Source organism: Paenibacillus sp. PK3_47 (genome assembly GCF_023520895.1).
Classification (GTDB): Bacteria; Bacillota; Bacilli; order Paenibacillales; family Paenibacillaceae; genus Paenibacillus_AQ.
Genome location: NZ_CP026029.1, coordinates 2,562,099 through 2,587,502, shown reverse-complemented (window position 1 = coordinate 2,587,502; position 25,404 = coordinate 2,562,099). Strand labels below are relative to the sequence as shown.

18 protein-coding genes are annotated in these 25,404 nt (G+C 51.1%); 16 read left to right on the top strand and 2 right to left on the bottom strand.

All coding sequences use genetic code 11. The features are described 5' to 3' along the window. The first annotated feature begins 126 nt into the window (after positions 1–126). The 8 genes from C2I18_RS11555 to C2I18_RS11520 all read left to right on the top strand — a co-directional run bounded on the left by C2I18_RS11555 (position 127) and on the right by C2I18_RS11520 (position 11,164). Complete coding sequence (locus C2I18_RS11555) at positions 127–453, top strand: sigma-70 family RNA polymerase sigma factor (protein ID WP_249901323.1); 327 nt, start codon at positions 127–129, stop codon at positions 451–453. A 169-nt stretch (positions 454–622) separates the two neighbouring features. Continuing rightward, entirely contained in the window at positions 623–2,977 is a 2,355-nt protein-coding gene (helD, locus tag C2I18_RS11550; RefSeq protein ID WP_249902088.1) for an RNA polymerase recycling motor HelD, read from the top strand. Between the two features lie 71 nt (positions 2,978–3,048). Then, positions 3,049–3,924, top strand: coding sequence for an AraC family transcriptional regulator (locus C2I18_RS11545; RefSeq protein WP_249901322.1), 876 nt, complete (start codon positions 3,049–3,051; stop codon positions 3,922–3,924). Between the two features lie 257 nt (positions 3,925–4,181). Beyond that, positions 4,182–5,927: a sensor histidine kinase gene (locus C2I18_RS11540; protein WP_249901321.1), complete on the top strand. Its 1,746-nt coding sequence runs from the start codon at positions 4,182–4,184 to the stop codon at positions 5,925–5,927. A gap of 6 nt (positions 5,928–5,933) precedes the next feature. Further along, positions 5,934–7,514, top strand: a complete 1,581-nt coding sequence (locus C2I18_RS11535) for a response regulator (protein ID WP_249901320.1) — start codon at positions 5,934–5,936, stop codon at positions 7,512–7,514. 155 nt (positions 7,515–7,669) lie between these two features. Further along, a complete protein-coding gene (locus C2I18_RS11530) occupies positions 7,670–8,590 on the top strand; it encodes an ABC transporter permease (protein ID WP_249901319.1) in 921 nt (306 codons plus the stop codon). 39 nt (positions 8,591–8,629) lie between these two features. Next, the gene (locus C2I18_RS11525) at positions 8,630–9,511 is read left to right on the top strand and encodes a carbohydrate ABC transporter permease (protein WP_249901318.1); all 882 of its coding nucleotides are present in this window, start codon (positions 8,630–8,632) and stop codon (positions 9,509–9,511) included. 57 nt (positions 9,512–9,568) lie between these two features. After that, positions 9,569–11,164: an ABC transporter substrate-binding protein gene (locus C2I18_RS11520; protein ID WP_342760340.1), complete on the top strand. Its 1,596-nt coding sequence runs from the start codon at positions 9,569–9,571 to the stop codon at positions 11,162–11,164. A 360-nt stretch (positions 11,165–11,524) separates the two neighbouring features. Here the strand turns inward: C2I18_RS11520 and C2I18_RS11515 are convergent, their stop codons facing one another. Next, entirely contained in the window at positions 11,525–12,319 is a 795-nt protein-coding gene (locus C2I18_RS11515) for an AIM24 family protein (protein WP_249901317.1), read from the bottom strand. Between the two features lie 172 nt (positions 12,320–12,491). Between C2I18_RS11515 and C2I18_RS11510 the strand changes: the two genes are divergently transcribed. The 3 genes from C2I18_RS11510 (at position 12,492) to C2I18_RS11500 (ending at position 15,998) form a co-directional block, all read left to right on the top strand. Next, the gene (locus C2I18_RS11510) at positions 12,492–13,871 is read left to right on the top strand and encodes an SMI1/KNR4 family protein (RefSeq protein WP_249901316.1); all 1,380 of its coding nucleotides are present in this window, start codon (positions 12,492–12,494) and stop codon (positions 13,869–13,871) included. 189 nt (positions 13,872–14,060) lie between these two features. Continuing rightward, positions 14,061–15,563 (top strand): malate dehydrogenase (quinone), encoded by a 1,503-nt coding sequence (gene mqo / locus C2I18_RS11505; protein ID WP_249901315.1) that lies wholly within the window; start codon positions 14,061–14,063, stop codon positions 15,561–15,563. Between the two features lie 198 nt (positions 15,564–15,761). Then, positions 15,762–15,998 carry an alpha/beta-type small acid-soluble spore protein gene (locus C2I18_RS11500; protein WP_481857935.1) on the top strand — a complete coding sequence of 79 codons (237 nt, stop codon included), beginning with the start codon at positions 15,762–15,764 and terminating at the stop codon, positions 15,996–15,998. A 25-nt stretch (positions 15,999–16,023) separates the two neighbouring features. On the opposite strand, the gene C2I18_RS11495 is transcribed toward C2I18_RS11500, so the two are convergent. Continuing rightward, the gene (locus C2I18_RS11495) at positions 16,024–16,566 is read right to left on the bottom strand and encodes a MerR family transcriptional regulator (protein WP_249901313.1); all 543 of its coding nucleotides are present in this window, start codon (positions 16,564–16,566) and stop codon (positions 16,024–16,026) included. A gap of 431 nt (positions 16,567–16,997) precedes the next feature. Between C2I18_RS11495 and C2I18_RS11490 the strand changes: the two genes are divergently transcribed. The 5 genes from C2I18_RS11490 to C2I18_RS11470 all read left to right on the top strand — a co-directional run bounded on the left by C2I18_RS11490 (position 16,998) and on the right by C2I18_RS11470 (position 25,389). Next, positions 16,998–17,903, top strand: coding sequence for an EAL domain-containing protein (locus C2I18_RS11490; protein ID WP_249901312.1), 906 nt, complete (start codon positions 16,998–17,000; stop codon positions 17,901–17,903). Positions 17,904–18,258: 355 nt separating this feature from the next. Further along, positions 18,259–20,463: a response regulator transcription factor gene (locus tag C2I18_RS11485; protein ID WP_249901311.1), complete on the top strand. Its 2,205-nt coding sequence runs from the start codon at positions 18,259–18,261 to the stop codon at positions 20,461–20,463. A 143-nt stretch (positions 20,464–20,606) separates the two neighbouring features. Further along, on the top strand, positions 20,607–22,619 hold the full coding sequence (locus C2I18_RS11480; protein ID WP_249901310.1) for a helix-turn-helix domain-containing protein: 2,013 nt from the start codon (positions 20,607–20,609) through the stop codon (positions 22,617–22,619). A gap of 216 nt (positions 22,620–22,835) precedes the next feature. Further along, on the top strand, positions 22,836–24,137 hold the full coding sequence (locus tag C2I18_RS11475; protein ID WP_249901309.1) for a putative bifunctional diguanylate cyclase/phosphodiesterase: 1,302 nt from the start codon (positions 22,836–22,838) through the stop codon (positions 24,135–24,137). Positions 24,138–24,348: 211 nt separating this feature from the next. Continuing rightward, positions 24,349–25,389 carry a sugar phosphate nucleotidyltransferase gene (locus C2I18_RS11470; RefSeq protein ID WP_249901308.1) on the top strand — a complete coding sequence of 347 codons (1,041 nt, stop codon included), beginning with the start codon at positions 24,349–24,351 and terminating at the stop codon, positions 25,387–25,389. Positions 25,390–25,404 lie beyond the last annotated feature (15 nt).

Genomic DNA, 25,404 nt, shown 5'->3' with positions numbered 1-25,404 from the left:
TCCCCACAGCACTCGTTATGCGGACGTGGTTTTGTTATGTATGAACTATTATTTTTCCGGAAAATGAACCTTTCTGAGCCTTGAGAGCCAATATACCGTTGTAAGACCCGATTGGAGGCCGGCCCTATGAAGGAAACAGATTGGACCCCGCTGCTTATCCGGATGAGCCAGGGGGATGAAGATGCATTTCACACTGTATATGAATCGACGCGCGATCATGCGTACAGGCTGATCCGTTATCTCGCGCCGAGCCAGCAGGACGCAGCGGATATTGTGAGCGAGGTGTACGTGGAACTGTTCCGCAGCCTGCATTCGTACGATCCCGGCAAAAATTTTGCAGCATGGTTCAACGGGTTGATCGTGAGGCAGGTGCGGAATTGGAAGCGTAAGGCGTTACGGACCTATCAAACTGTTCACCAAAACAAGAAAACCCGGCAGAAGCTGCCGGGTTAGAGGTATGGATTGCGTACAATGAAGCACTGTGTTATAGTAGGATCAACTGACTTTTTATAAAAAAAGTCATAAGTATTACATCTTATTTACACTTTAATCTTACCATGGGGAAAAGCTGTTTGTCAAACTTTCTTTTTCATCAAATTTGAATGAAGGATGTGGCCGGAAGATGATCGACGAAAAGGGCTGGCGGCAGGAGCAGGAACGGCTGGATTCCGTTACAGAAAAGCTGCGTTCACAAATTGCCGAGTGGGAGCCGGAGGTTGCCGGGCTGCGTGACCAGGTGACAGAGTTCCGCAAGCGGTTCTGGGAGGAAGTTACGGTTAATACGAGCTCTTATGAGGATTTCGCAGATACCTTCTACAGCATCAAGCAGCAGGAGAAGCTGCTGTCGGAGCGGGAGCGGAGCCACCGGGTACGGATGCAGCGCTGGAAAAGCATGACACGCCTGCTGCCGTCGCCTTATTTCGGGCGCATCGATTTCCGGGAAGACGGCACGGGCTTCAGCGAGCAGGTGTATATCGGTGTAAACTCCTTTATTGATACTGATGGAGTGAATTTCCTGGTGTATGACTGGCGGACACCGATTGCGAGTATGTACTACGACTATTCCCCGGGTCCTGCATCTTATGAAACGCCGGGAGGAACCATCAAGGGGACAATGGCGCTGAAGCGGCAGTATCAAATCCGGGACGGCCAGCTGCAGAATGTGTTCGACACCAGCTTAACCATCGGCGACGATTTGCTGCAGCAGGTGCTGGGCAAGGGAGCCGATGCGCAGATGAAGAGCATTGTGGGGACCATTCAGCGGGAGCAGAATACCATTATCCGCGATGATAAAAGCCGCATGATTATTGTTCAAGGCGCAGCCGGCAGCGGTAAGACATCTGCGGCGCTGCAGCGCGTAGCGTATCTGCTGTATAAGCACCGGGATACACTCAAAGCCGACCAGATCGTTCTATTTTCGCCGAATCCGATGTTTAACAGCTATGTCTCTACGGTGCTTCCCGAGCTCGGTGAAGAGAATATGCAGCAGACCACCTTTCAGGAATATCTCGCGCATTGGCTGGGGTCGGAACTCACGTTGGAGGACCCGTTCGGGCAGATTGAATATATACTGACAGCAGAAACATCACCGGCATACGAAGCCCGAATCAAGGGGATCAAATATAAGGCTTCAGAGGCATTTTTGCATGCCCTTCATCAATACGCGCAGTGGCTGGAACAAGAGGGGATGTTATTCCGTGCTGTCCGGTTCCGGGACCGCGAGCTGATTACAGCTGAGCAGATGAAGACGCAGTTCTACAGCTACGACCGTGCCATCCGTCTGGAGAACCGTGTAGCACTGCTGCAGGAATGGCTGCTGCGTGAGCTGGCGGTACTGGAGCGTAAGGAATATGAAGAGCCGTGGGTTCAGGATGAACTGGATTACCTAGACAACGAGCAGTACGCCGAAGCCTACAATGCCTTGCTTAAGAAGGACCTGAAGGAGGAGGAAGTATATGATTTCTCCTTGCAGGAAGAAGAGCTGCTGCGCCGAATGATTGTGAAGGAGCACTTCAGGCCACTGAAGCGGGAAATGAAAAAATTCATGTTCATAGATGCAGTTGGCCTATATGGACAGCTGTTCGGGGACGAGACTGCCTACAGGAGAATGACAAACGAGACAGAAGTACCTGTCCAGTGGACAGAAATCTGCCGGCAAACGAAAGGGAAGCTGGAATTGCTTGAGCTTTTCTATGAAGATGCAACTCCATTTCTGTATCTGAAAGAGCTTCTGGAAGGCAGACGGATGAACACAGAGGTGCGGCATCTTTTTATTGATGAAGGCCAGGATTATTCGCCGTTCCAGTACCAGTTCCTTAAGCAGCTGTTTCCCCGCGCCCGTATGACCGTGCTCGGAGACTTTGGCCAGGCAATCTTTCCCCAGGCAACGGATCTGCATAGAGCGGATTCGCCTTTAATTTCGCTGTACGGTGAAGCGGAGACACAGCTGTTCCGTCTTGTCCGGAGCTATCGTTCCACGCATGAAATCGTGGAGTTTACCAAGGCAATGCTGCCCGGAGAAGAGATTGTGCCGTTCAACCGGAGCGGCGGCAAGCCACAGCTCTGGAAGGATGGCGGCAGCGGCAAACGGGCGCAGCGGATGAAGGAGGACCTGGCAAAGCTTGCGGCTGACGGCTTTGACTCTATGGCCGTCATTACAAAGACGGCTGCTGAAAGCCGTGAAGCTTATGAAGCGCTGGCAGCCGAGGGCTGTGAAGGCCTGCGGCTCATCACCAAGGAGACGCTGACGTTTGAGAGGGGAATTGCGGTTATTCCGGCCTATCTGGCAAAAGGCGTTGAATTTGATGCTGTGCTGATGTACGACGCCTCTTCGCAGGCTTATTACCGGGAGAGCGAGCGGAAGCTCTTTTATACGGCATGTACACGCGCGATGCACCGGCTGCTGCTCTACACGCCAGGGGAATGGACGCCTTATATCCAGGCGCTGGACGCATCTCTCTACGAGACTGGGGAATAAGGCGCTTCGGCAATCACGCTGGACAGATTAAAGCATTTCCGGTCAGGAAGCTGTGGAGCGGTTTTTCTACAATGGAATTGAAAGGAGGAGAGGCTGTGGAGACGATCAGGCTGCTTCAGCAAGCGATTGATTACGTGGAACATCATTTGGGCTCTGCTGTTGAAGTTGAGGATATTGCCGCAGCAGCCCAGACATCAAAGTATCACTTCCAGCGTGTATTTCACGCGCTGACGGGCTTTACTGTGACTGAATATGTCCGCAACAGGCGGCTGACGCTCGCAGCTGAGGAGCTGGCCGGCTCGGATGGCAAGGTCATCGATATCGCGCTTAAATACGGTTATGAGACGCCGGAGGCATTCACCAGAGCGTTCCAGCGCCTGCATGGAGTAACGCCGCAAATGGCGAAGAAACCGAACGTAAAGCTGAAGTCGTTCTCCCGAATCTCCTTTCAAATTCAGATTAAGGGAGAGACCGAAATGAATTACCGCATTGTGGAGGAACAGGCGGCTACGGTAATAGGGCAGGATGTCCTTATCCATAAGGAGCCCTATACCGAAGTCCCGGCGTTTGTGGAGAGGATCTGGAAGGACGGTACGCATGACCGGATTAACGAATCAGCGGGAAGACTGCATGGCTCACTGCTATTCGGCTATCACTATGACTTTAAGGAAGACGGGAGCAGGCGGTATCTGATGGGGATAGAGCTGCCGGAAGATGCAAAAGCTGTTGGGGAACTGACCACCCTTTATATTCCCACTCAGACCTATGCTGTCTTCGAAGGCCCGGAGATTAAGGGTGTGTGGAGAAGGATTTACTCTGAATGGTTTCCCTCGTCCGGCTTCGAGCAGGTAGAGGGACCTTGCCTGGAGAAGTATTTTTGGGCCGATGGCACACAGGAAGAAGCGATCTGCGAGGTCTGGATTCCGGTCCGGAAGAAGGCAGGGTAAGGGTATGATTGATATGTATAGTCACAGTGGGAAACTGCAGATTGTTGAGCCGAATATGGCTGCGGCGCGTGTGATTGCATTTTGCTCCAGAATTCAAGGTCACCCATAGGGTGGCCTTTTTTAATAAACCTGCCGGTAAGCAAGCAGTGCCGGTCTGTTTATTTTCCATACATAAAGTATAGTAACCGCTTACAATTCATTGTAAAATGAATGAACATATCGCATGACCATAGATCTGTTGTACAGGAGAGCTGCGCATGGAGAGGTTATTGTTCAGGAAAAAGTATATTCCGTTCACCTACAAGATGATGATTCCGTATCTTATTCTGGTTCTGCTGACAGATATGCTGGTCGGCTATATCGCCTACACGATGCTCGTGGAATCCCGGACGGAGATGGCGGAGACCAATGTGAGGACGGCACTGAAGCAGACGCGCAACAATATTGAATACCAGACTGACGAGATCAAACGGATGAGCAATTCGCTGTTTGTGAACGGCAACTTTCAGAATGCGCTGCAGTTCCGGGGCGATCCGCTGGAGAACATGCTGAAGATGCGGGATGATATCGTCCCCTACATGAAGGCACCGCCGCAGCTGTACGGGAACAGGCTGAGGCTGGCGCTCTATACGGCTAATGAGACGATGCTGGAAATTACCGGCGATGAGATGACGGAGCCTATCGGGCGGAGTGATTATTATGTGCTGCCTGATAAGGTGATTGACGATACGCAGTGGTACCGGGCACTTTCGACGTATGAGAAGGACAATTTCTGGCTGCAGACAGGGACAGACCGGGAATTGGGCAACATTTCGTATGTCCGCAAGCTGGTGACTTCGAGCGTGGCCCCGGCCATCATCGGATACCTTCGTGTTACGGCAAGAATAGACGAGCTGTTTGGCAATTTTGCCACCTTTCCGATAGAACAGGGTATTGAGCTCCGCCTGATTGACCAGGCTAACGGCTTGACGCTGTATGAACAGGGGGCCCGTAAGCGGGGTGAACAGGCAGAGCAGGGCGATTATCTGGTGATCAGCGAGAATATCTCTATCACAGGTTATGTGATCGAGGCGAGGGTGCCGCAGGCCTATTTGAACAAAGACGCAAGCCGGATGCAGCAGGCCATAACTACGGTGTGTGCGATCAGCTTTTTGGGGATGGCGGTGATCGGCCTTCTGGTCGCCCGCATTTCCGGCAAAAAAATCAAGCGCATCGTCTCCTTGGCCCGCTCTTTTCAGGAAGGGAATCTATACAAGCGGATCGGGTTCGCGGGGAATGATGAATTTGTCTATATTGCCAATGCGTTTAATCAGATGGCCACAAGTATCCAGGAGCTGATCCGCGATGTCTATGTGCAGGGCATTCAGAAAAAACAAGCCGAGCTGGACGCCCTTCAGGCGCAGATCAGTCCGCATTTTCTGTACAACACCTTGTCGACGATAGGCAGTCTGGCCAATCTGGGGGAAGCTGAGAAGGTGACCAAGATGGTGCGGGGCCTCTCGAAATTTTACCGGCTGACACTGAATGAAGGGCAGGTCTACATCCCGCTGGACAAGGAGCTGGAGCAGGTCAAGATGTATCTGGAAATTCAGCAGGTAAAATATGCGGACGCTGTCCAGGTCTATTACGATATTGATCCTGGCATACTGGAGGTTCCGGTCATCAAGCTGATTCTGCAGCCGTTTGTGGAAAATATATTCAAGCACGCCTGGTTCGGCGAGAGCATTGCGATCCGTATTACCGGCAAGCGGCTGGGTGACCGCATCGAGCTTAAGGTCATCGATAACGGGATCGGAATGCGCCCGGACACGCTGCGGAAAATGCGCTCCAACCCGGCTAATTCGGGCAGCTATGGCCTGCGGAATGTGGAGGAGAGAATCAAGCTGAGATACGGCAGTGATTTCGGGATTCATATCGGCAGCTATTTCGGTGCCGGGACAACCGTGCAGATTATCCTGCCGGTCAATAATGCAGAAATCCGGGAAGTTATGGGGGAGGAATAACGTACGATGACGATAGAGATAAATGTGCTGCTGGTGGATGACGAAGCGGTTGACCTGGAATGGCTGAGACGCCGTGTAGCCGGGAGCAGCCATCTCCCTTTAAGCAGCGTGAGGACGGCAACCAGCGGTTTTGCTGCGCTCAAGCTGATGGAACAGCACCGGATTGACATTATTCTCTCCGATATCCGGATGCCGATTATGACGGGAGTGGAGTTCGCACGCAAGGCAAAGGAGCTGTACCCTGAGGTGCAGATTGTATTTATCAGCGGGCATCAGGATTTCAGCTACGCCAAGGAGGCGATCCAGCTCAGCGCATCCGGTTACCTGCTCAAGCCTGTCGATGACGATGAGCTGGACGACATGCTGAAGGAGCTCTGCAACAGGATTGAGAAGGAGCGCAGGCAGCACAGCGCCTTGTCGGAAACACTGACGCTGGTCAATCAGGAGCTGCTGCTGCGCTGGTTCAGCGAATCTGCCCCGGGGCAGGCTGAAGCGCATATTCAGGGTCTTCTGGCACCGTATCTTCAGGGCGGTACTGCGGTTGCGGTCATTGAGATTGACGATCTGGCCTGGAAAATCCAAACCTTAGGCGAGGAAGAGCGGCATGCATGGAGCAGCCGTGCGAGTCAGTTCATCAGGTCGTTTGTGCAAGAGCATAATCTTGGCATGGTTATCATGACATATGATTATCATTTTGTAATTGTTGCCGCGGTTCAGGAGCAGGTCTTCACAGCCCTGCTGGAAGCGTTGATCAAGGCGTTCTATGAGGAGTTCTCCCTTTCGGTCACGGTGGGAAGCGGGATGTACACCACAGAGCTTGTGAGGCTGCATGAATCGTACCGGCAGGCCCAGGCTGCGCTCAGTATCAAGTGGATTGTCGGCAAGAACAGGCTGATTAAGGATGCTTCCGAATGGCACCCGAAGGAGCGGATGGCTTCACATATCGAGGAGACGGTAGACCGGATGCTGAAGGCGATGCTTGACTATGACCTGACGGCTGTTGATGACTGCCTGCTGCAGCTGTTCACCGGAGACTGTGCAATTTCCCGCAAAAATGACGTGTACGATCTCATCATCCGTATCACCTCCAAGCTCCATGCCGATCTGCGGCAGATGAACGAGCATTTATACGAGATTCTGAACTGGGACGCCCATGATCCCTTCGTGCTGTTTCAGTTCGAAACGGTGCATGATATTCTGTCATGGCTGAGAAGAAGATTTTTTGAGCTGTCCGAGCGGCTGTATATGAAGCGGCAAAGGCAGAAGCGGAAGCTGATTGACGAAATTACCGGCTATGTAAAAGAACGGCTCGATCAAAAGGTGACGTTAAACGAGGTGGCCGCCCATTTCGAATTCAGCCCTAATTATCTCGGCCACTTGTTCAAGGTGGAAACAAACAGTCTCTTCAGTGATTTTGTTGCTGAGCTGCGCATGAAGCGGGTATGTGAGCTGCTCGGGGATCCGACCAAAAAGGTCTATGAAATCGCCGAGCAGGCCGGCTACAAAAATATTATTTACTTTAACCGCCAGTTCAAGCAGTACATGGGCATGTCGCCCGGTGAGTACCGCAAAAGGCACAAAATCTGAACAGGCCGCCAGCAGGTCCATGTCCCATCGGGGCAGGGGCCTGTTTTTATATAAAAATCGTTGAATTAGTATTAAGTTTAGTTGTTCCGCTGAATTATCCTGCAGGGCAGGCGATTCTATAATGATAGCTATAGAGAAGAGAGAGGAGAGCAAAAATGAAAAGGCATACATTTTGGAACGATCTGAAAAATTATAAGGTTCTCTTACTGATGCTGGCACCGGCCGTTGCCTTTTTTCTCCTGTTTGCCTATGTCCCGATGGCGGGTATTGTCATTGCCTTCAAGAAGTACGATTATGCCGGCGGTATCTTCGGGAGTGCCTGGAACGGGCTGGAGAATTTCCGTTTTTTCTTCGAATCGGGGGATGCCTGGCGCGTTACACGGAATACGGCACTGTATAACATTGCGTTCATTGTGGTCAACAATGCGCTGCAGATTTTTGCGGCAATCATGCTGTTCGAGGTCGGCGGCAAATGGTTCCGTAAGCTTACACAGTCGGCGCTGTTCCTTCCTTACTTTATCTCCTGGGTTGTTGTCGGCGCGATTGCCTATAACCTGCTCAATTACGATATCGGGACGGTGAATGCGCTGCTGAGAGGGTTCGGAATGGAGCCTATCGATATTTATAATACCCCTTCCTACTGGCCGTATATCCTGGTCCTCGTCTCGGCCTGGAAGAGCCTTGGATATGGGACAGTGATGTATCTGGCTGCGATAACGGGCATTGATACCGAGATGTACGAAGCGGCCGAGATTGACGGGGCCAACATTTTTCAGCGGATTATGAAAGTGACGATCCCGAATCTGTATCCGACAATTATCATACTGGTGCTGCTGGCGGTCGGGAATATTTTCCGCGGAGACTTCGGGATGTTCTACAACATGATCGGCAACAACGGCCTGCTGTTCTCCTCGACGGACGTCATCGACACCTATGTATTCAGATCACTGATTACTTCAAATGATATCGGCATGTCGGCCGCGGCAGGGGTGTTCCAGTCCGTACTCGGCTTTATAACCATCATGAGCGTGAATTACGCTGTCCGCAGATATGATAAAGACCGGGCCCTATTCTAACACGGCCAGCAGTACAGTTCTGATAATGGAGGTAACGAGATGAAGCAGCTCGACCGTAAAATATTCTCTGGCATTGGCTATGTATCGCTGATTATACTGGCAGTTCTATGTATCTTTCCGTTCATTCTTGTCGTATCGTCCTCTCTTACAGAAGAAAGCAAGATCGTAACGGACGGCTACCAGTTTATCCCGACGGTGTTCTCTACAGAAGCCTACAGCATTCTGTTCAAATATCCCGAGCAGATGATCCAGGCCTACCTGGTGACGATCGGGGTGACGACAGCAGGTACCGTACTAGGGCTGTTCCTTACTTCAATGACTGCCTATGCGCTGTCCAGAAAGGATTTCAAATGGCGCAACGGATTTTCTTTCTTCTTCTTTTTCACGACTTTGTTCAGCGGCGGGCTGGTTCCGTGGTACCTGCTGATGGTCAACTATCTCGATATGAAGGATACTCCGCTGGCCCTGGTGCTTCCGTTGATGCTGAACGTGTTCTATATCATTGTCATGAAGTCGTTCATGAGCAGCATTCCCGAAGCCATTGTAGAATCGGCCAAAATTGACGGCGCAGGCGACTTCCGGATTTATGCCCGTCTGGTCCTGCCGCTCTCCAAACCGGCGCTTGCTACGATCGGACTGTTCCTGGCCCTTGCCTACTGGAATGACTGGTATAACGCGCTGCTGTTCATCTCGGACGACAAGCTGATGCCGCTGCAGTATTATCTGTACAAGATGCTCGGCAATATGGACGGTATGCGCAAGGCAATGATGGGCGCGGGCGCCGTAGTCACCACAGCGATTCCGACCGAAAGCCTGAAGATGGCGATGACCGTTGTAGCCACCGGGCCGATTCTGCTGGCTTACCCGTTCGTACAGAGATACTTTGTACAGGGCTTGACGATTGGCGCAGTGAAAGGATGAGTCCGGGGCAGCCCGGTTTATCAAATATATTTTATACTACAAGGGGGAAGGCTTGAGATGATGAAGAAACATAGAATGGTCATGCTGGCACTCGTGTTAACCTTCGTAATGATTCTAAGTGCATGCGGCAGCAATAACAGTGCCAATACACCTGCCAAGGCAACAAATAATGCATCGGAAGCAGGGGGCGACAACGCCGCTGCAACCACAGCTCCCGCAGACAATGCAGGTACTGACGGCACCGCCGATACCTCCGAAGAAGTGAATCTGAAGATGATTTTTGTCGGTCCCAAGCCAATTGACTATGACAGTGTGTTTGCCGAGATCAACAAGATTCTGAAGGAAAAAATCAATGCGACAGTGGAAGGCGAGTTCCTGGACTGGTCCGACTGGGCGCAGAAATATCCGCTGAAGCTGGCGGCTAACGAGGACTTTGACCTGATCTATTCGGCGAACTGGGCCGGTTACAATGATCAGGCGCTGAAGGGCGGATTCCTGGAATTGACCGATGAGCTGCTGAACAAATATATGCCGGAGACTGTGGCAGCCATGCCGGAAGTCAGCTGGGATCAGGCCAAGGTGAACGGCAAGCTGTATATGGTACCGCAGAATAGAGGGGAAACGGTTGAGAAGCTGATTTTGTACCGTGAGGATCTGCGCAAGAAATACAATCTTCCCGAAATCAACAGTCCTGAGACTTATGCCGAATACTTGAAGGCCGTTGCCAAGAATGAAAAAGGAGTTACACCGTTCACTCCGGAAACCGGCGACTGGAAATATCACAATCTGGACCGTGTACTGCTGAAGCAGGAGAACGAGTGGAACATGTTCGATCTGGATCTTCCGTTTGCCTTCAAACTGGATGATCCGGCAGGGAAGGTATTCAATGTCTATGAGACACAGGAGTTCAAAGATCTGCTGGTCTATTACAAAGATCTGGCCGATAACAATGCCTGGTCCAAGAACGTACTGAACAGCAAAAACGATCATCAGGCCGACTTTAAAGCGGGCAAAACCGCATCGATTACCCACAATAACGGAACGCTGGGTGCGCTGATGGCTTTGATGCGCCAGGAAAATTCCCCTTACGAGGTAGCACTGGCTGACATCAATCCGGGCAAGAAAAAATCAATCGCGATTTCTACCCAGAACGGTACGTCGATCCATGCCACCTCTGCAAATGTGGAGCGTTCCCTGATGTTCATCAACCTGATGCAAAATGACCGGGAACTGCATGACCTGATGATGTACGGCATTAACGGTGTGCACTATGAGCCGGTCGGCGACGACAAATATAAAGCGCTCGAGAAGAACCCGAACTACACAGGCTTCTCCAACTGGAACTTCAACTCGCCGCTGAACCGTGACAATGAAGCCTTCCCGCAGGAAGCTTCCGATCTCGCCAAAGGCTGGGAAGCAGGCGTGTACCATTATGATCTGGAGACGTTCGTGTTCGACAACAGCAAAGTAAAATCTGAAATTGCCAATGTCGGCAACGTGATGCTGCGCTATGCGATTCCGCTGGAATACGGCGTTATTAAGGACATCGACAAAGGTCTTGAAGACCTGAACAAGCAGCTGAAATCGGCCGGTATCGATAAAATCCAGACGGAGCTGCAGGCGCAGATTGATGCGTTCCTGGCCAATAAGTAGGAACAAGGTACAAGTAAGAGTGTGAGCAACAGCAGGAAGCCAGAAAACCTCCGCCCGGGTGGGCGGAGGTTTTGCTGTGGACAATAAGCTTGAGCTGCAGAATGCCTGGCGGGACCTTCGAATAGACTTTAGCTGCATTTCGTGCAGCTAAAGTCAGCTGTTTTTACAGCAGGAGAGCTTTAACTGTATTTTCTGCAGTTAAAAATCTCTAAATTCCGTAAATGAGGGCTTTCCGCCATTTTTAGTTGTACAGAATACAGTTAACTGTCCTAATCCGACGTTTAGAAGTCTTTTAACTGTAAGGAATACAACTAAACGTTATGCGGCGCATAGAAACGCCCACAGAAAGAGCTTCTCCCCTTACTGGCCGGCAGGTGTAAACAGGCTATTTCTGTACTGCATCAGCGGTGCCAGCCATACCATGCCGGTGCCGCGGTAGACGTTGACCAGACCCTCGCCGGAAGCGGCCGAGCCCATCTTGGTCTTCCCGGATTTCTCTACGGTGAAATCCAGGGAGTTGGACCACATCAGCGCAAAGTTGCCGTCCACCTTCAGCACATCATTCTGCAGCTCGACGACGACGGCTTCCTCCGACGGGATCGGCGCTTCCAGTGCCAGAATGCCTTTGCCCCGGGCGCTCAGGTTGAACAGGCCTTCTCCGCCGAGTGCGGCAGAGGACAGGCTCTTGCGTGCTGCGACAGACACTTCAAGCGAGCTCTCACAGGCCAGGAACATGCCGTCATCAATGACAATATGGTCATTATCAACATCAATCAACCACAGGTATTTGTAGGTAGTCTCCAGCAGAATGGTTCCTGTGCCTTTGTACAGCGGCTTGATTGCGCTCGTCCCGGATACGGCGCTGGATACGATGTTTCTCATCAGCCCGCCGACGCCTTTGACGCCTGAGGTCATTTCAATATTGCCGACCATATACTGCATAGCACCGGCGCTTAGCATCACCTCGCTGTTATTCAGTTCGATCATCAGCTGCTTGTTGCGCATATTGCTTTTACTCATGAAGTAGTTCGCCTGGGCCTCCATCATGTTGGTGCTGCTCAAATCTTCTTTATATTCAATAACTGAAAATCCGCCAAGCTGTTCCCTGATCACAACGTTGCTGTTATCTTTAAGATTATTGATAGTAAAAGCCATAATAGTCCATGCCTCCTGTAGTGTAATTTGCGCATTTTTACAAATATATCATTAAAGTTTAAGTATTCGACAGCAAAAGCCGGAATCCTAGCGGGTCTGATTTTCTTTGCCTGTCCCATGTCTGGTAGAATAAGAGAATCATAGGTTAAACAATGGGAGGCAGCGGCGGACAATGGATACCAAGCTGAAGGCACAATTGGCAGAATGGCATGAAGCTGATGAACACAGGAAAATAGTAGACACACTTCTGGAAATCCCTCCGGCGGAAAGAACCTACGATATCATCAGCAGTCTCGGCAGAGCCTATAACAACCTGGACTGCCATGAAGAAGCACTGGAGCAGTTTATGGAGATTGCCGGACAGGGCGTGAACGATCCGCTGTGGCATTACCGCACCGGTTACGCATACTATTACCTGAGAAGATATAAGGAAGCTGAGGAGGTATTCAGTGCAGCGCTTGCTTTGGACCCGGATGACAAGGAGTCGGCCCGGTTTCTGGACTGGAGCCGGAGCGGGCTGGAGAAGGAGCGGCAGACTGCGGAGAAAAGAGAACTTGACCGGCAGCGCAGAAATGCACTTCCGGCGGCGCCTCCTTTTGAGGGCATGGACCTGGCGGATTTCTGGGATGACAGCAGCTACGCCCTGGAGGCTTATGTCTCTGAACCGCCGAGCGATGAGCTTATAGCCTCGATAGAAGAGGAGCTCGGCTATAAGCTGCCGGAGTCCTATATCGCACTGATGAAGCAGCATAATGGAGGCGCGCCGCGCCGCACATGTTATCCTACAGACCAGGCAACCTCCTGGGCGGAGGACCATATTGCCATCACCTCCATAATGGGGATCGGGCGTGAGAAGGACTATTCCATCGGGGGCGGATTAGGCAGCAGGTTCATGATTGAGGAATGGGGGTATCCGGATATCGGTGTAGTCATCTGTGACTGCCCGTCCGCCGGCCATGATGTAGTGATGCTGGATTACCGCCACTGCGGAAAGGACGGGGAGCCGGAGGTTATTCATGTGGACCAGGAGGATAACTACGAAATTACCTACCTGGCACCTGATTTCGAGACCTTTATCCGCGGCCTGGTGGATGAGGAGGAATACGACACTTCCGCAGAGGATAAAGAAGAAGATCTGCGCAAGGTAACAGAGGGACGGTTCTCTCCGCTGCTTGCAGAGCTGTGCAGCAAGGCAGATCAGCCAGAACAGTTAGAATCACGGATTCGTGCGGTATGCACCAGGGTTGTTGAGGAGAAGGGGTATTTCTCCTTCCATGCGGATGAGCTGTCGCTGCTGATGTATGATGTGCAGTTCTGGCTGTACACCAATGCCTACCCTCAGCCAAGCCGGGATATATACCTTGAGGTGTATCCGCAGATGATCGCCTTCGGCGGCGAGTTCGGCCAGGGCGGGTATGCTCCGGGATTCATCAGTGATTGGCTGGACAGACGGATCAAGGAGGGGCAGATTGTCCGGCAGAACGGGGGACTGGCATTTACAGAAGAGGCAGGCCGGAAGGTCATTGAACGGCTGAAGGCTGCAGCCGCTTGATTAAGCTTCACCGGAAACACGGCAGCCCTGAGAACTTTTGATTTTTAAATTCTTTTAAATTGTATATAATGTTCTGAAATAGTACATTACCTTTTAATAGTCTGTGAGCTGATGTTGGCGGAGCCCGGACGGCTAGTTTTTGCGGACGGCTCTTTTTTGCAAATATTCGAGAGATAAGGAAGGTTTTTTATGAGCAGCGTACAGAAAAAAACAGACATTATCTTGATAGGTGCAGGAGTCATGAGCGCGACTCTGGGAGCATTGCTGAAAGAGCTGGCACCGGAATTGGAAATCAAAGTGTTCGAGAAGCTGGCAAGCGCAGGGGAAGAAAGCTCAAATGAATGGAACAATGCGGGGACGGGGCATGCTGCCCTGTGTGAACTCAATTACACTTCCGAGAAGCCTGACGGGTCCGTTGATATCAGCAAAGCCGTCAAAATTAATGAGCAGTTCCAGCTCTCCAGACAGTTCTGGTCCTACCTGGTCAGCCGCAAGCGGATCCGCCGGCCCCAGGATTTCATTATGCCTATTCCCCATATGAGCTGGGTGGAGGGGGAGAAGAATGTCTCCTTTTTGAACAAGCGATTTAAAGCGCTATCAAATCACCCGCTGTTTCAGGGAATGGAGTATTCTGATGACCCTGCCAAGCTGAAGCAGTGGCTGCCGCTGATGATGGATGGCCGCACGGCGAAGGAGCCGGTGGCTGCCACCCGGATTGACTCCGGAACGGATGTCAACTTTGGCGCTCTGACACGCATGCTGTTCGAGCATTTGCAGAGCAGCGGTGTAGAGATTAACTACAGGCATGCGATTAAGGATATCAAACGCACCCGTGACAGTGACGGGATGTGGAAGGTCAAGGTGCATAATCTGAACAGCAACAAAGTCGAATACCATACAGCCAAATTCGTCTTTATCGGTGCCGGCGGCGGAAGTCTGTCCCTGCTGCAGAAAACCGGCATTCCGGAGTCCAGGCATATCGGGGGATTCCCGGTCAGCGGGCTGTTCATGGTCTGCCATAACCCGGAGGTTGTCGCGCGCCATCATGCGAAGGTGTACGGCAAAGCCAAGCTTGGCGCTCCGCCCATGTCCGTACCCCATCTGGATACCCGCTATATCGGCAACCAGAAAGCACTGCTGTTCGGGCCGTTCGCCGGCTTCTCGCCAAAGTTCCTCAAGACAGGCTCCAATCTGGATCTGATCGGTTCCGTCAAGCCGAACAATCTGTTCACCATGCTGGCGGCAGGCGCAAAGGAAATGTCCCTGACCAAATATCTGATCCAGCAGCTGATGCTGTCCAATGAGCAGCGGATGAACGAGCTGCGCGAATTTATTCCCAAGGCCAAAAGCGAGGACTGGAAAATCGTCGTGGCGGGCCAGCGGGTTCAGGTCATCAAGGATACACCGGACGGCAGAGGAACGCTCCAGTTCGGTACCGAGGTGGTCAGCGCCGCCGACGGGTCGGTAGCCGCTCTGCTGGGCGCTTCTCCGGGGGCCTCGACTGCCGTTCATGTCATGCTGGAGGTGCTGGAGAAATGCTTCCCGCAGCGCATCAAAGAATGGGAGCCCAAGATCAAGGAAATGATTCCTACCTACGGGGTGTCTTTGCAGGCTAACCCGGAACTGCTCAAGAAAACACTGGCCTCCATTACGAAGACGCTGGGTCTGGAAACGGTGAGTGCAGAGCGGTAGATCATTTATATACAAGTAGAGGAAGTGTGCGGTGGTGGCCATCTGCATGCTTCCTCTTTTTGTAGCGTCTTCTGATCTCCAGTCCCTGCACCGGATAAACAGAACCTGCAAAGTGCATCCTATAGGAAAATATCAGAGGAGGGGTTCTTGGTGGCCAGAAGAAAGCGCAGATATGCAGTGCCGGGAGCAGAGCAGGGAATGCAGTCCTTTAAGGCAGAGGTCATGAAGCGGGAGGGATATGCCGTTGATCCGGGACATCCTGATGATGTGAAATACGAGGTGGCGAAAGAGCTTGGCGTCCCCTTGGAGCCGGGATATAACGGAGGCCTGACTACGGAACAGGCAGGACATGTAGGCGGAACCATCGGCGGTTCTATGGTCCGGGAAATGATCCGCATGGCCCAGGAACAGCTGGCTAACAAGCCGCGTCCTTAAAGGACGCGGCTGTACAGCACCAGGCTTAGAGAAGTGAGAACAGGGAGCGCAGCAGGCTGCGCTTTTTGGGCGGAGTCTGCAGCTTGGCCGCAGCAGCGGGATGCAGTCCTTCCGCCTGCAGCGGTTTGCCGGCAGGCTTTTGAATATGTTCCAGCGATACCGCCAGCTGCTGGATCATCTGGCGCATATCCTCCAGCTCCTTGCGCTGCTGGAGCAGCTGGACCGAGACGACTTCATCCGCCTTATGCTCAAGCAGGCGCTCAATGTAGTCCATACGGCTGTGCATCTCCTGTATAGGCTCGGCCTGCATGGCTGCTGAAGGATGACTTTGCTCTGGCGCCGTCTCCTCTTCCTGCGGAGCCAGCTGAAGGTTAATGCTGTCCAGCTGTTCCCCGTTATCAATGCGGTCCTTGATATGAATAAGCAGGCCGACCTGCCGCTCCGAGAAGGTGTAGTGGCCAAACCGGTCTTTGGGAAAGAATTCAGGGAAAATAGCGGCCCAGCGTTTGATGGTTGTCTGGCTGACCGACAGCAGATCGGCGGCTTCTTTCGTTTTCAGAATATCCATGTGTATTCCTCCGCTTCTGTGATTTTGCTATACTAATTCGTTGTTTATCTGCGCCTCCCTGCAAGGGTGACAAAGGAAGTGCCGATTCGCTAAACAAAGTGGTATTACGAGCAATCATGCGGGTTTTTACCTCCAAATTATGAAATGGAGCGCTCACCTTACGGTGCGGCGCTCTTTTTGCTGCCTGCCGGCCTGTTATTGTGTCTGAACTTTAGGAATAATGACGCTCCGGTGTCGAAATGGCATGAAGCTTCACAGTGCAGCAGGTTCTTTAATCTTTTCAAATCCATCGCCAGCTTTAAAACTTTAACCTTTTAGCGATTTACGGCTCAAATTTTTGCTGCAAGGCTTTTTGCTGTATTAATTGTTCCATGGCCTTTAGTATGTAAAGTATCAAGAGCGAAATGATCAAAAAGGAGTCCTGCCCCATCATGAAAATGTTGGCTGTAATACTGCAGACGGAAGATAACTTAACGTTCGGATATGGCGTGGCGCTGGCTTTTGTTGCAGTTTTTTTCATTATTCTATGGATCAGACGCGGTCATTACGGGCAGGAGGCTTCTCTCACGGAAAAAGCTGAAGCAAAGGGTTCACACGGAACGTTTGATGAGCAGCTTTTAAGTTTGACATACCAGCCGATATTTTCTGCAGAATCGCCTCACTTGGTCGGATTCGAGGTCTTCCTGAATTGGAAGAACGATGGAGGGGAAGTCCCTGCTCCGCATCAGGGCGTCGATCTCTCCGCTGAAACAAAAGCTGCCCCGCTGATGCTGGAGTGGATGTTCGATCAGACCTGCAGGCAGATCAAGGACTGGTCACAATATGAGGTTCCATACTTTATGGCGCTGAATGTGCCTGCGGAGCAGCTTACCCTCCGGACCGTCAGGCTCCTGGAACAGTCCATTGCAGAGCATGCCGCTGATCCCCGGATACTTGTTGTGGAAGTGGCTGAGAAGCAGGCATTCCGCACCCTGAGTGAAATGAATAAGGCGATGGAGCGCTTGAACAGGCTGGGTGTCCGGCTGAAGGTTGATTATTTCGGTGACGGAATTTCATCCCTCCGGTATTTGAGCGCATTACCCATTGAATCCCTCAAGATTGCTGTTCCTCCGGATACCGGCCACAACAGACAGTGGGAGAAGGTCGATTCGATCATTGAAATAGGAAGCCGGCTGAATTTCAAGATTGAGGCGCTGAACGTGGAGACAGAAGGCCAGCGGAGCAGAATCATGGGATCCGGGAGGATCATCTGTGTCCAGGGCAGTCTATACAGTCCTCCGCTTAACGTCTCTGATACAGAGGGGCTTATTATAAGAAGCAGGCAGGTCTTTGAATAAAAGTGAATCATCATCCAACAGCCGCCAGATTTGCTACCCTATTTTCAGCGAATTGTAAATAGACAAATTTACAAATTCCGCCCCAGATTCTTTTAAAAGTTTAAAACAAATCTTTGAACTTCCCTTCTCTTTGGCAGCCATGCAATAGTATGATATATAACCCCTGTTAGTGCCGGATTTTTTACCTAAAAAAATACAGGAATAGATTCCTGATTTTTGACTTTTCCTATAAAATAAAAGGGTGGTGTTATTACATAAAATACTTAATCAATATATTTCATTTTTCTGCAATCATCCATGCAGGGAGTCTCTCCTCTTCATTTGTCTTACTACAATTTATTATGGGGGATCATACATGAATGATACTGATATCAAGAGCCGGGCATTAGGCACCGAGACCGCAGTATTGCTTGAGGAGCTGCTGCACAGCTATTCTCTCTCCACTGGACTGAACCTGTTAATCACAAGTATGCATGGTGAGGTACTGCTTCATGACAACATTCCGGGGCGTTATTCGGCAATGTCGATCCAGTATATTGAACAGGAGCTTAAGGAGCTTGTTGTGAGATTCAGGCAGCAGACTGCTGTTATGATTTATGAGGACTGGATTCCCGGGATGAAAATAATTGTCGCGCCGATATCGGCTAATAGCGGTATTAAGTATTTTTTATGGGCCGGTTTTCTGGTTCAGGAGCATACAAAGCCGCTGATTAATCTGCAAGCGGCGGCTTTGGCCCCGGAGCAGCTTGAATTGGTTCAGCGAAGACTGGAATCTACTCCTGAAAGATCATACGTTGAGATTATGGAAATACAGGAGCGTATCGTCAAGCTGAGGGACATGATTCACCAAATCATGAAGGCCCACTACCAGGAACAGAATATATCTGCTGCCGTTGACGTCCTGAATGGTGCGCCTCCTGTATCCGTACATGCCGGCCTGGCATTTGATCAGGAAATCCGGGCATTTTTGGCCGCCAGCGAACTGGCTGATATTTATGGAATTGCCGTGGAGAAGAGTCCGGGGAAATATATGATCACTGATATTACCGGAGCTGCTTCTGAGGAGCTGCTGCAGGCTACCTTTTGGGCCGGTGAGGGCTTCCTGGGACAATCCGTGCTGCGCAGCACGTCTTCACAGTGGCTTGAGGCTTCACGTGACCCCAGATCCATTTACTTTCTGAACCGGGGAGTTCCGGAGCTCGAAGCTGTATATTGCTTTCCCGTTGCCTCCGGAGGAAGGAATGTGGGGCTATTATTCGGGATCTCCTGCAGCGGTAACAGTCAGGAGATGAAAATCAGGCCGCGTGCCGAATTTGAAAAATATTATCTAAGCCAATACGTGGCGGCAGCCGGAAAACATCTGGATTACGCCAGGCAGGAACGGCAGCTGAATATGTACAGGCCGCTGGTTGAGCTCACGGCTGCGGCCCAGGCATCAGAGGGAATTCCCGGTCTGCTGTCAAGAATTGTCGATACCAGCCTGAGTACGATTGATGACCTGCAGTCCTCGCTTATTGTGTACCGCAGCGCGAACTCCGGGCAGTATCATACGGCGGCAAGGGGAGTAGAGCAGGCTGAAGGGAACAGCCGGGTGGAGGAGATCGTACAGCGCTATTTCTCGGCAGAGGTGTCCGGCCAATGGTCTGGCCCGGACGGTGACAAAAGCGGATACAGGGTAAGTGTGGACAAAGGGAAAAAGTTTATGGAGGTTCCCATCCGCTATGGCTCCAATACCCATGCAGTTCTGCTGGCCGAAGTAGCCGGAGAAGGACAAAAGTCTCCTGACCTGGGCATGCTCAAGATGCTTGAAGCGGTCAGCGGACTGGCCCTGCAGACCGCTTATGATCTTGAACAGAAGCAGGATATGAGAAATGAAATCGCCCAGTTTCTGAGTGCGGTAATGATCCTGAAGCGCCCTGAATCGGATGAGTTACTCCATAAAGCACGAAGCTTAATTATGGAGTACGCCAATTGGAGAAAGATGGATGAGGAGGAAGCCGGTCTTCTTATACGAAGCTGTCTTTTATCCTGTATTGATCATCAGTTCATCGGCCTCCTGCCCGATATTTTTGATAAGGAGATCGGGATTATTGAGGAATACCAGCTGCTTAAGGATGCCTTGAAAGCGGGGGAGCCGGCCCGCTGTTCTCTGGAGGCACAGACAATCGCGCTTGCGTTCAACTATTCCCGTACTGATCATACGAACCCGTATGCAGACCTGTCCCGGTATGATCACGAGCTGAGTAAGCAGTTCCGCAGATTCATGCTGCAGCGGGAGGTGGTCCAGCACAGCATTATGGTCAAAGCTCCCCAGGCAGTACCTGCGCTTCAGGAAAACCGGGAGCTTGTCTTTGAGCGGGTAGTCGAGGACCGCAAGTTCACCCAGCGGGAGAAGGATATTCTCAAGCTTATGCTTGAGGCTATGAATAACAAGGAGATTGCCAAAGCCCTGTTTATCAGCGAACATACGGTCAAGAATCATGTAACCAACATCTTTAGTAAATTAGGAGTCAGCGACCGTTCAAATGCGATAGCATTTGTGTATAATCATAAAATTTAGCTTGGCATATTTAAATTTTAAGGAATATACTCCCTCTGTCTTATACATTTTAAGGAATGGGTTACTATATAAACCTTCTTCATACAGGTTAAAAATATATATCCTTAATTGGATTGGAATATCTAATGATAGGAGATATGTTAATGGACAACCTGTTAGGGCAGAGTGCTCACTTTTACATGGGAATTATCCTCAGCTTTATTGTCTTTATAATGACGCTGGACTTCACGGATCACTATCATATTCTCCGGAACAACAAAAAAAGATGGTTTGTTCTGAGTGCAGTTACGGTCAGTCTGGGTCTGCAGACCGTATTCACCATTCAACTGCTGGGCTTCGCCGGTGCTCCATCATATATGAACATATTCAGGATGACTGCTGTGGCGGCATTAACCTTTATCCTGTTCTATACGGGAATCTGGCTGCTGTACAAGCGCAACTATAACCATCCGGTGTACAAACAGCTGGTTATCCTGTCTTTTACGCTGGGTTTCCTTGCAGTTAATTTCGGCAGCTTCTACAGCCTTGAGTTTCGCGGTACGCTGGAAGTTAACAGGATTATGATGGCTTGTATTGCCGCAGGCGTATACTTTGGTGCACTAAGTGTAGTCCGTCTTATTCATAAATACAGCCTTCATCCGAAGACTTCAGGCATCCGGGTAGCGGCTGCTTTGATAGCAAGCCTTGGACTTGTTGTACTTCGTATAGTCAGCATGCTGACCGTTAAGCCGGTTATTGTCGCAGACGGCTCTGCTGAACCTTCACAGCTTGAAATCCCCCTATTACATATGGCTCTGTTTATGGTAGAGCTGATCACAATTATTCTATTTGCCAATTTCCTGCTGAAACAGAGGGGATTCTATAAGGAACGGCTGCGCAGTATTATGTACCAGTCTTTAATGGACGACGAGACGGAAGCTATGCTTGTCCTCAGCAGCTCGGGAGAAATTATCAAGGCTGACGAACGGATCGGGCTGATGCTGGGGTATCCCGATGAACAGCTGGTTAACCGGATGCTGGCGGAGCTGGTCTCTCCGCAGGATCTGCTTACCCTGATTGAATTCATGAGAAATGTCCGTACAGGCCAAATGCAGAAAGAAAAGCTGAGATTTATCAGCCGGCAGGGCGACGAGATCACTGCAGAGCTGTATGGAATGTCTGTAATGTTCAACGATAAGGTGATATCCGTTAACTGCATGCTCAAGCCTGTAAGTGAAACATTCCCTTCTTATGATTTTGTGGAAGAGGTACCTTTTCCTATGTTTGTAGTAGAAGCGAATACGCAGCAAATTATATACACGAATCTCCAGTTTCAGACCTTATTTCCTCCCGATGGTGTAAAACAGTATGCGCCGGAAATTATCGATCCCGGTTGCCAGCAGTTGCTGGATGGCGGAATCACCCTGGCATTAGAGGGGAATGTAAGTCACCATCAGCTGACAGTCAAAGACCGGCAGCTCGGACATGTTCCGGTCATTGCCACCTTCTCACCCGGCTATACTACGGAAGAGGGTACTGTAGTAAATGTGCATATCCTGCTTCAGCTGGTTAACGATATGATCCAGACCGCACCGAGCCACAGCAGTGAACGCCTTCTGATGGACAGTGCGACGAATGCAATGGCTCTGTTGGCTTTTGATGATACGGGTGAGACCGAAGCATCTTTCACCTACATCAATCAGGCGATGCGCAGGCTGCTGTCTATTGATGACATGGGATGCGATTTCGTATGGCGGGCCATTTTTTCACCGGAAACCGGAGAGAAGATTGCCGGACAGATTGCAGAGCTGACGCTGACAGGCAACCCTTCCTTTACGCTAAGCGGGGTGAGGCTGACAGCTCCGGGAATGAAGGAAGTCACGATTACAGGGACAGCATACGGGGCAGAGAGCAGAACGGTTCTCCTGACTTTAAAAGAAGAGTCGGCAAAAGGAAGAAGATCCGGCAATCCTGACCCGGGACGGAATTTGCGTATTATTATGGCTGAGCTGGATATCAACACCTCAGAGCTGGCGGCGCGGAGCGGTCTCTCCCTGGCTACCATTTCCAACCTCCGGACCGGCAAAATTATAAAGCCGCAGTACACTACGGCTGCTTCCATTTCCAGAGCGCTTTCTGTGGAGATTGAGGATCTGTGGGAGACCATAGCAGAGTGAGAGCTAAACCCAAAATGGTTTGAAAGTTTTATAATTCCGGGACTTCCGGACGGTCTGGACCTGAAATTTTTGTATAAAAAGATTGAACTGGCCTCCATGGCAGCCCTGTTATAGCATAAAGCATCATATGGAACCTGTATGCAGCATCAGCAGGAAGAAGGCATGCAAGTGCTGTATCTGCCGCAGCCATTCCGTAATCCATGGAGGTGTTAAGCGATGTCTGGAAACAATGATTTTATACAGTCAGTACTGCCGGAGATGGCAGCTTGTCCGGTGGAACCGCCCCCTTCGGAGCTGATGGGCTGGCCCGAGCTTTGGGAGACGTATGGCAGTAATTTTATGACGTTTTCTATTCTCTCCTTAAGTTTTGACCAGCTGGCGGAGATTGTCCGCCAGGAAGGCAAGGATACAAGAGACGGGCTGTTGCGGATAGCCGGCAGCCGGTTGTCTCCTCTGCTCGACAATACAAGCTGCAAGTATAAGGCCGACGGCAACCGGATGATCATCGTCTGCCGGGAGACGGAAGTGCAGACGGTCAGTGGAATCGCCAGATTGCTGACAACCATTCTTACAGGGGAGTATGTACTCAAGGGAACCAGGTACGAATTGACCGTCCGTGTCGGAGCTTCCATTGCTGCAGAGCTGGGAAATTCCTGGATCACTATTCTGGCCCAGGCGGAGCAGGCGATGAATGAAGTTGCTCCAGGCTCCCAGGAGCGTTTTATTCTGTATGAGCAGGAGAAGAAAGACGCAGATGAAGAACCCCAATTACATGGGAGCGATCTGAAGCAGGCCATTGAGCGGAACGAACTGGTGCTGTTCTATCAGCCGCGGATCGATCTGCTGAGCGGAGGGCTCAAAGGTATGGAAGCTTTGGTGCGCTGGGACCATCCGCAGTACGGACGGATTATGCCTAACCGGTTCATTGAGCTGGCCGAGAAGAGCGGACTGATTGATGATCTGGGCCGCTGGGTACTGGAGGAGGCCTGCCGTCAGGCCAGATTCTGGAGCCTGCGCCAGCAGCAGCCCTTCCGCATGTCAGTCAATGTATCCCCGCATCAGCTGCAGCCCGGTCTGATTGACGCTGTCTCTGCAGCGCTGCAGCAGCATAATCTGGACGGTGCCTTTCTGGAGCTGGAGATTACCGAGAGCGCCATGGTGCGAAATATGAAAGAAGCAGTGCCGCTGCTGCAGGAAGTGAAGACCTATGGGGTAAGCATTTCCATCGACGATTTCGGCAGAGGCTATACCTCTGTACAGTATCTGGAGTTATTTCCGGCAGACTGCCTGAAGATTGACCGCAGCTTCCTTAACCGTAATCTGAAGCAGCAGAAGAAGATCATCTCGGCCATTATTATGCTGGGCCGCCGCTTCGGTCTTGAAGTGGTGGGTGAGGGCGTGGAGACTATAGAACAGCTGAAGCTGCTGAGGGATCTGGAATGTGATTCAGGCCAGGGCTACCTGTTCTCCAAGCCGGTTGACAGCGATACGTTTGAGCATAAGTTTTTCCCTTCATAAGCTCTCTGTGAAAGCTGCGTAACCCACCGACTCCGTCGATGGGTTATTTGGTTTTTTTTTCCGGATTTCTGCAATCCTATCACTGAATATATTAATAGGTTATTGCTGTCCAATATATACCCAAGCCCCCTTACAGCTTGTGCATAAAATAAAAAGAACACATGGATAATGTGTCCAGCGCTTTAAGATTTTAAGAGCAGGAGGGACGTTTATGAAAGGATTAGTCTTGTGCGCCGGCAGGGGAACGAGATTGCAGCCTTCGACCTACACCAGGCCAAAGTGCATGCTGCCGGTTAATGGGGAATTAATCATTGTCTCTATTATCAAAAAGCTTGCTGCTGCCGGAATTCGTGATATTGGAATCGTAGTCAATCCATCGCAGGGAGAGATCCGGGAAATGATAGGGGACGGGAAGCGGTGGGACGTCTCGGTAACCTACCTGCTGCAAAATGAAGCCAAGGGACTGGCCCATGCTGTCCAAAGCGCAGAGGATTTCATGGAAGACTCTCCCTTCGTATTGATGCTTGGTGATAATCTGTATGAGGGGGAGCTGGAACCGCTGATTGAATCTCTGCAGGCAGACAAGTCTGCGGCTTCCATCCTGCTGCAGCAGGTCAAGGACCCCCGCCAGTTTGGAGTTGCGGCTATTGAGGGCGGGCAGATTACAGGGCTGGAGGAGAAGCCGCGCGAGCCCAAGTCAGACCTGGCGATTGTCGGTGTATATGCATTGACTTCAGCCATCTGGCCGGCAATTAAGCGGCTCGCTCCATCAGCGCGCGGGGAATATGAATTGACGGATGCGATTCAAATGTTAATCTCAGACGGCGGACAGGTTACCTACAGCATTGCTGCAGCGCCTTTCTTTGATATCGGGACCCATGAACGCTGGCTTGCCGCGAACCGCTACAAGATGGAGCATGACCCGCTGAATCTGGCAGCGCCTGCCGGCATGGATCCTTCTGTCCGGTGGATTCCTCCCGTTAAGATCGATCCGAGCGCCCGGGTAACGAACAGTACAGTCGGCCCTTATGTGTATATTGGCCCGGACAGTGTGGTTGAGGACAGCCTATTGTCCAACAGTATTCTGACCGACCGGGTGCGCTTGTCCCGAATTCACGCAGAGGATAGTATATTCGGATCCCAGGTGCAGCTGCAGGAGCAGGAAATCCAGGAGCAGCCTGCCCGCCATATTCTGGGAGACCGGGCATCTGTTACAAGAATGAGTGCCGGAGCGGAAGAGGATACAAAATAAATCGTCTGCCCACTG

Coding starts and splice junctions, on each gene's coding strand:
- C2I18_RS11555 (WP_249901323.1), top strand. CDS start 127: ATGAAGGAAACAGATTGGACCCCGCTGCTTATCCGGATGAGCCAGGGG.
- helD (WP_249902088.1), top strand. CDS start 623: ATGATCGACGAAAAGGGCTGGCGGCAGGAGCAGGAACGGCTGGATTCC.
- C2I18_RS11545 (WP_249901322.1), top strand. CDS start 3,049: ATGGAATTGAAAGGAGGAGAGGCTGTGGAGACGATCAGGCTGCTTCAG.
- C2I18_RS11540 (WP_249901321.1), top strand. CDS start 4,182: ATGGAGAGGTTATTGTTCAGGAAAAAGTATATTCCGTTCACCTACAAG.
- C2I18_RS11535 (WP_249901320.1), top strand. CDS start 5,934: ATGACGATAGAGATAAATGTGCTGCTGGTGGATGACGAAGCGGTTGAC.
- C2I18_RS11530 (WP_249901319.1), top strand. CDS start 7,670: ATGAAAAGGCATACATTTTGGAACGATCTGAAAAATTATAAGGTTCTC.
- C2I18_RS11525 (WP_249901318.1), top strand. CDS start 8,630: ATGAAGCAGCTCGACCGTAAAATATTCTCTGGCATTGGCTATGTATCG.
- C2I18_RS11520 (WP_342760340.1), top strand. CDS start 9,569: ATGATGAAGAAACATAGAATGGTCATGCTGGCACTCGTGTTAACCTTC.
- C2I18_RS11515 (WP_249901317.1), bottom strand. CDS start 12,319: ATGGCTTTTACTATCAATAATCTTAAAGATAACAGCAACGTTGTGATC.
- C2I18_RS11510 (WP_249901316.1), top strand. CDS start 12,492: ATGGATACCAAGCTGAAGGCACAATTGGCAGAATGGCATGAAGCTGAT.
- mqo (WP_249901315.1), top strand. CDS start 14,061: ATGAGCAGCGTACAGAAAAAAACAGACATTATCTTGATAGGTGCAGGA.
- C2I18_RS11500 (WP_481857935.1), top strand. CDS start 15,762: ATGCAGTCCTTTAAGGCAGAGGTCATGAAGCGGGAGGGATATGCCGTT.
- C2I18_RS11495 (WP_249901313.1), bottom strand. CDS start 16,566: ATGGATATTCTGAAAACGAAAGAAGCCGCCGATCTGCTGTCGGTCAGC.
- C2I18_RS11490 (WP_249901312.1), top strand. CDS start 16,998: ATGAAAATGTTGGCTGTAATACTGCAGACGGAAGATAACTTAACGTTC.
- C2I18_RS11485 (WP_249901311.1), top strand. CDS start 18,259: ATGAATGATACTGATATCAAGAGCCGGGCATTAGGCACCGAGACCGCA.
- C2I18_RS11480 (WP_249901310.1), top strand. CDS start 20,607: ATGGACAACCTGTTAGGGCAGAGTGCTCACTTTTACATGGGAATTATC.
- C2I18_RS11475 (WP_249901309.1), top strand. CDS start 22,836: ATGTCTGGAAACAATGATTTTATACAGTCAGTACTGCCGGAGATGGCA.
- C2I18_RS11470 (WP_249901308.1), top strand. CDS start 24,349: ATGAAAGGATTAGTCTTGTGCGCCGGCAGGGGAACGAGATTGCAGCCT.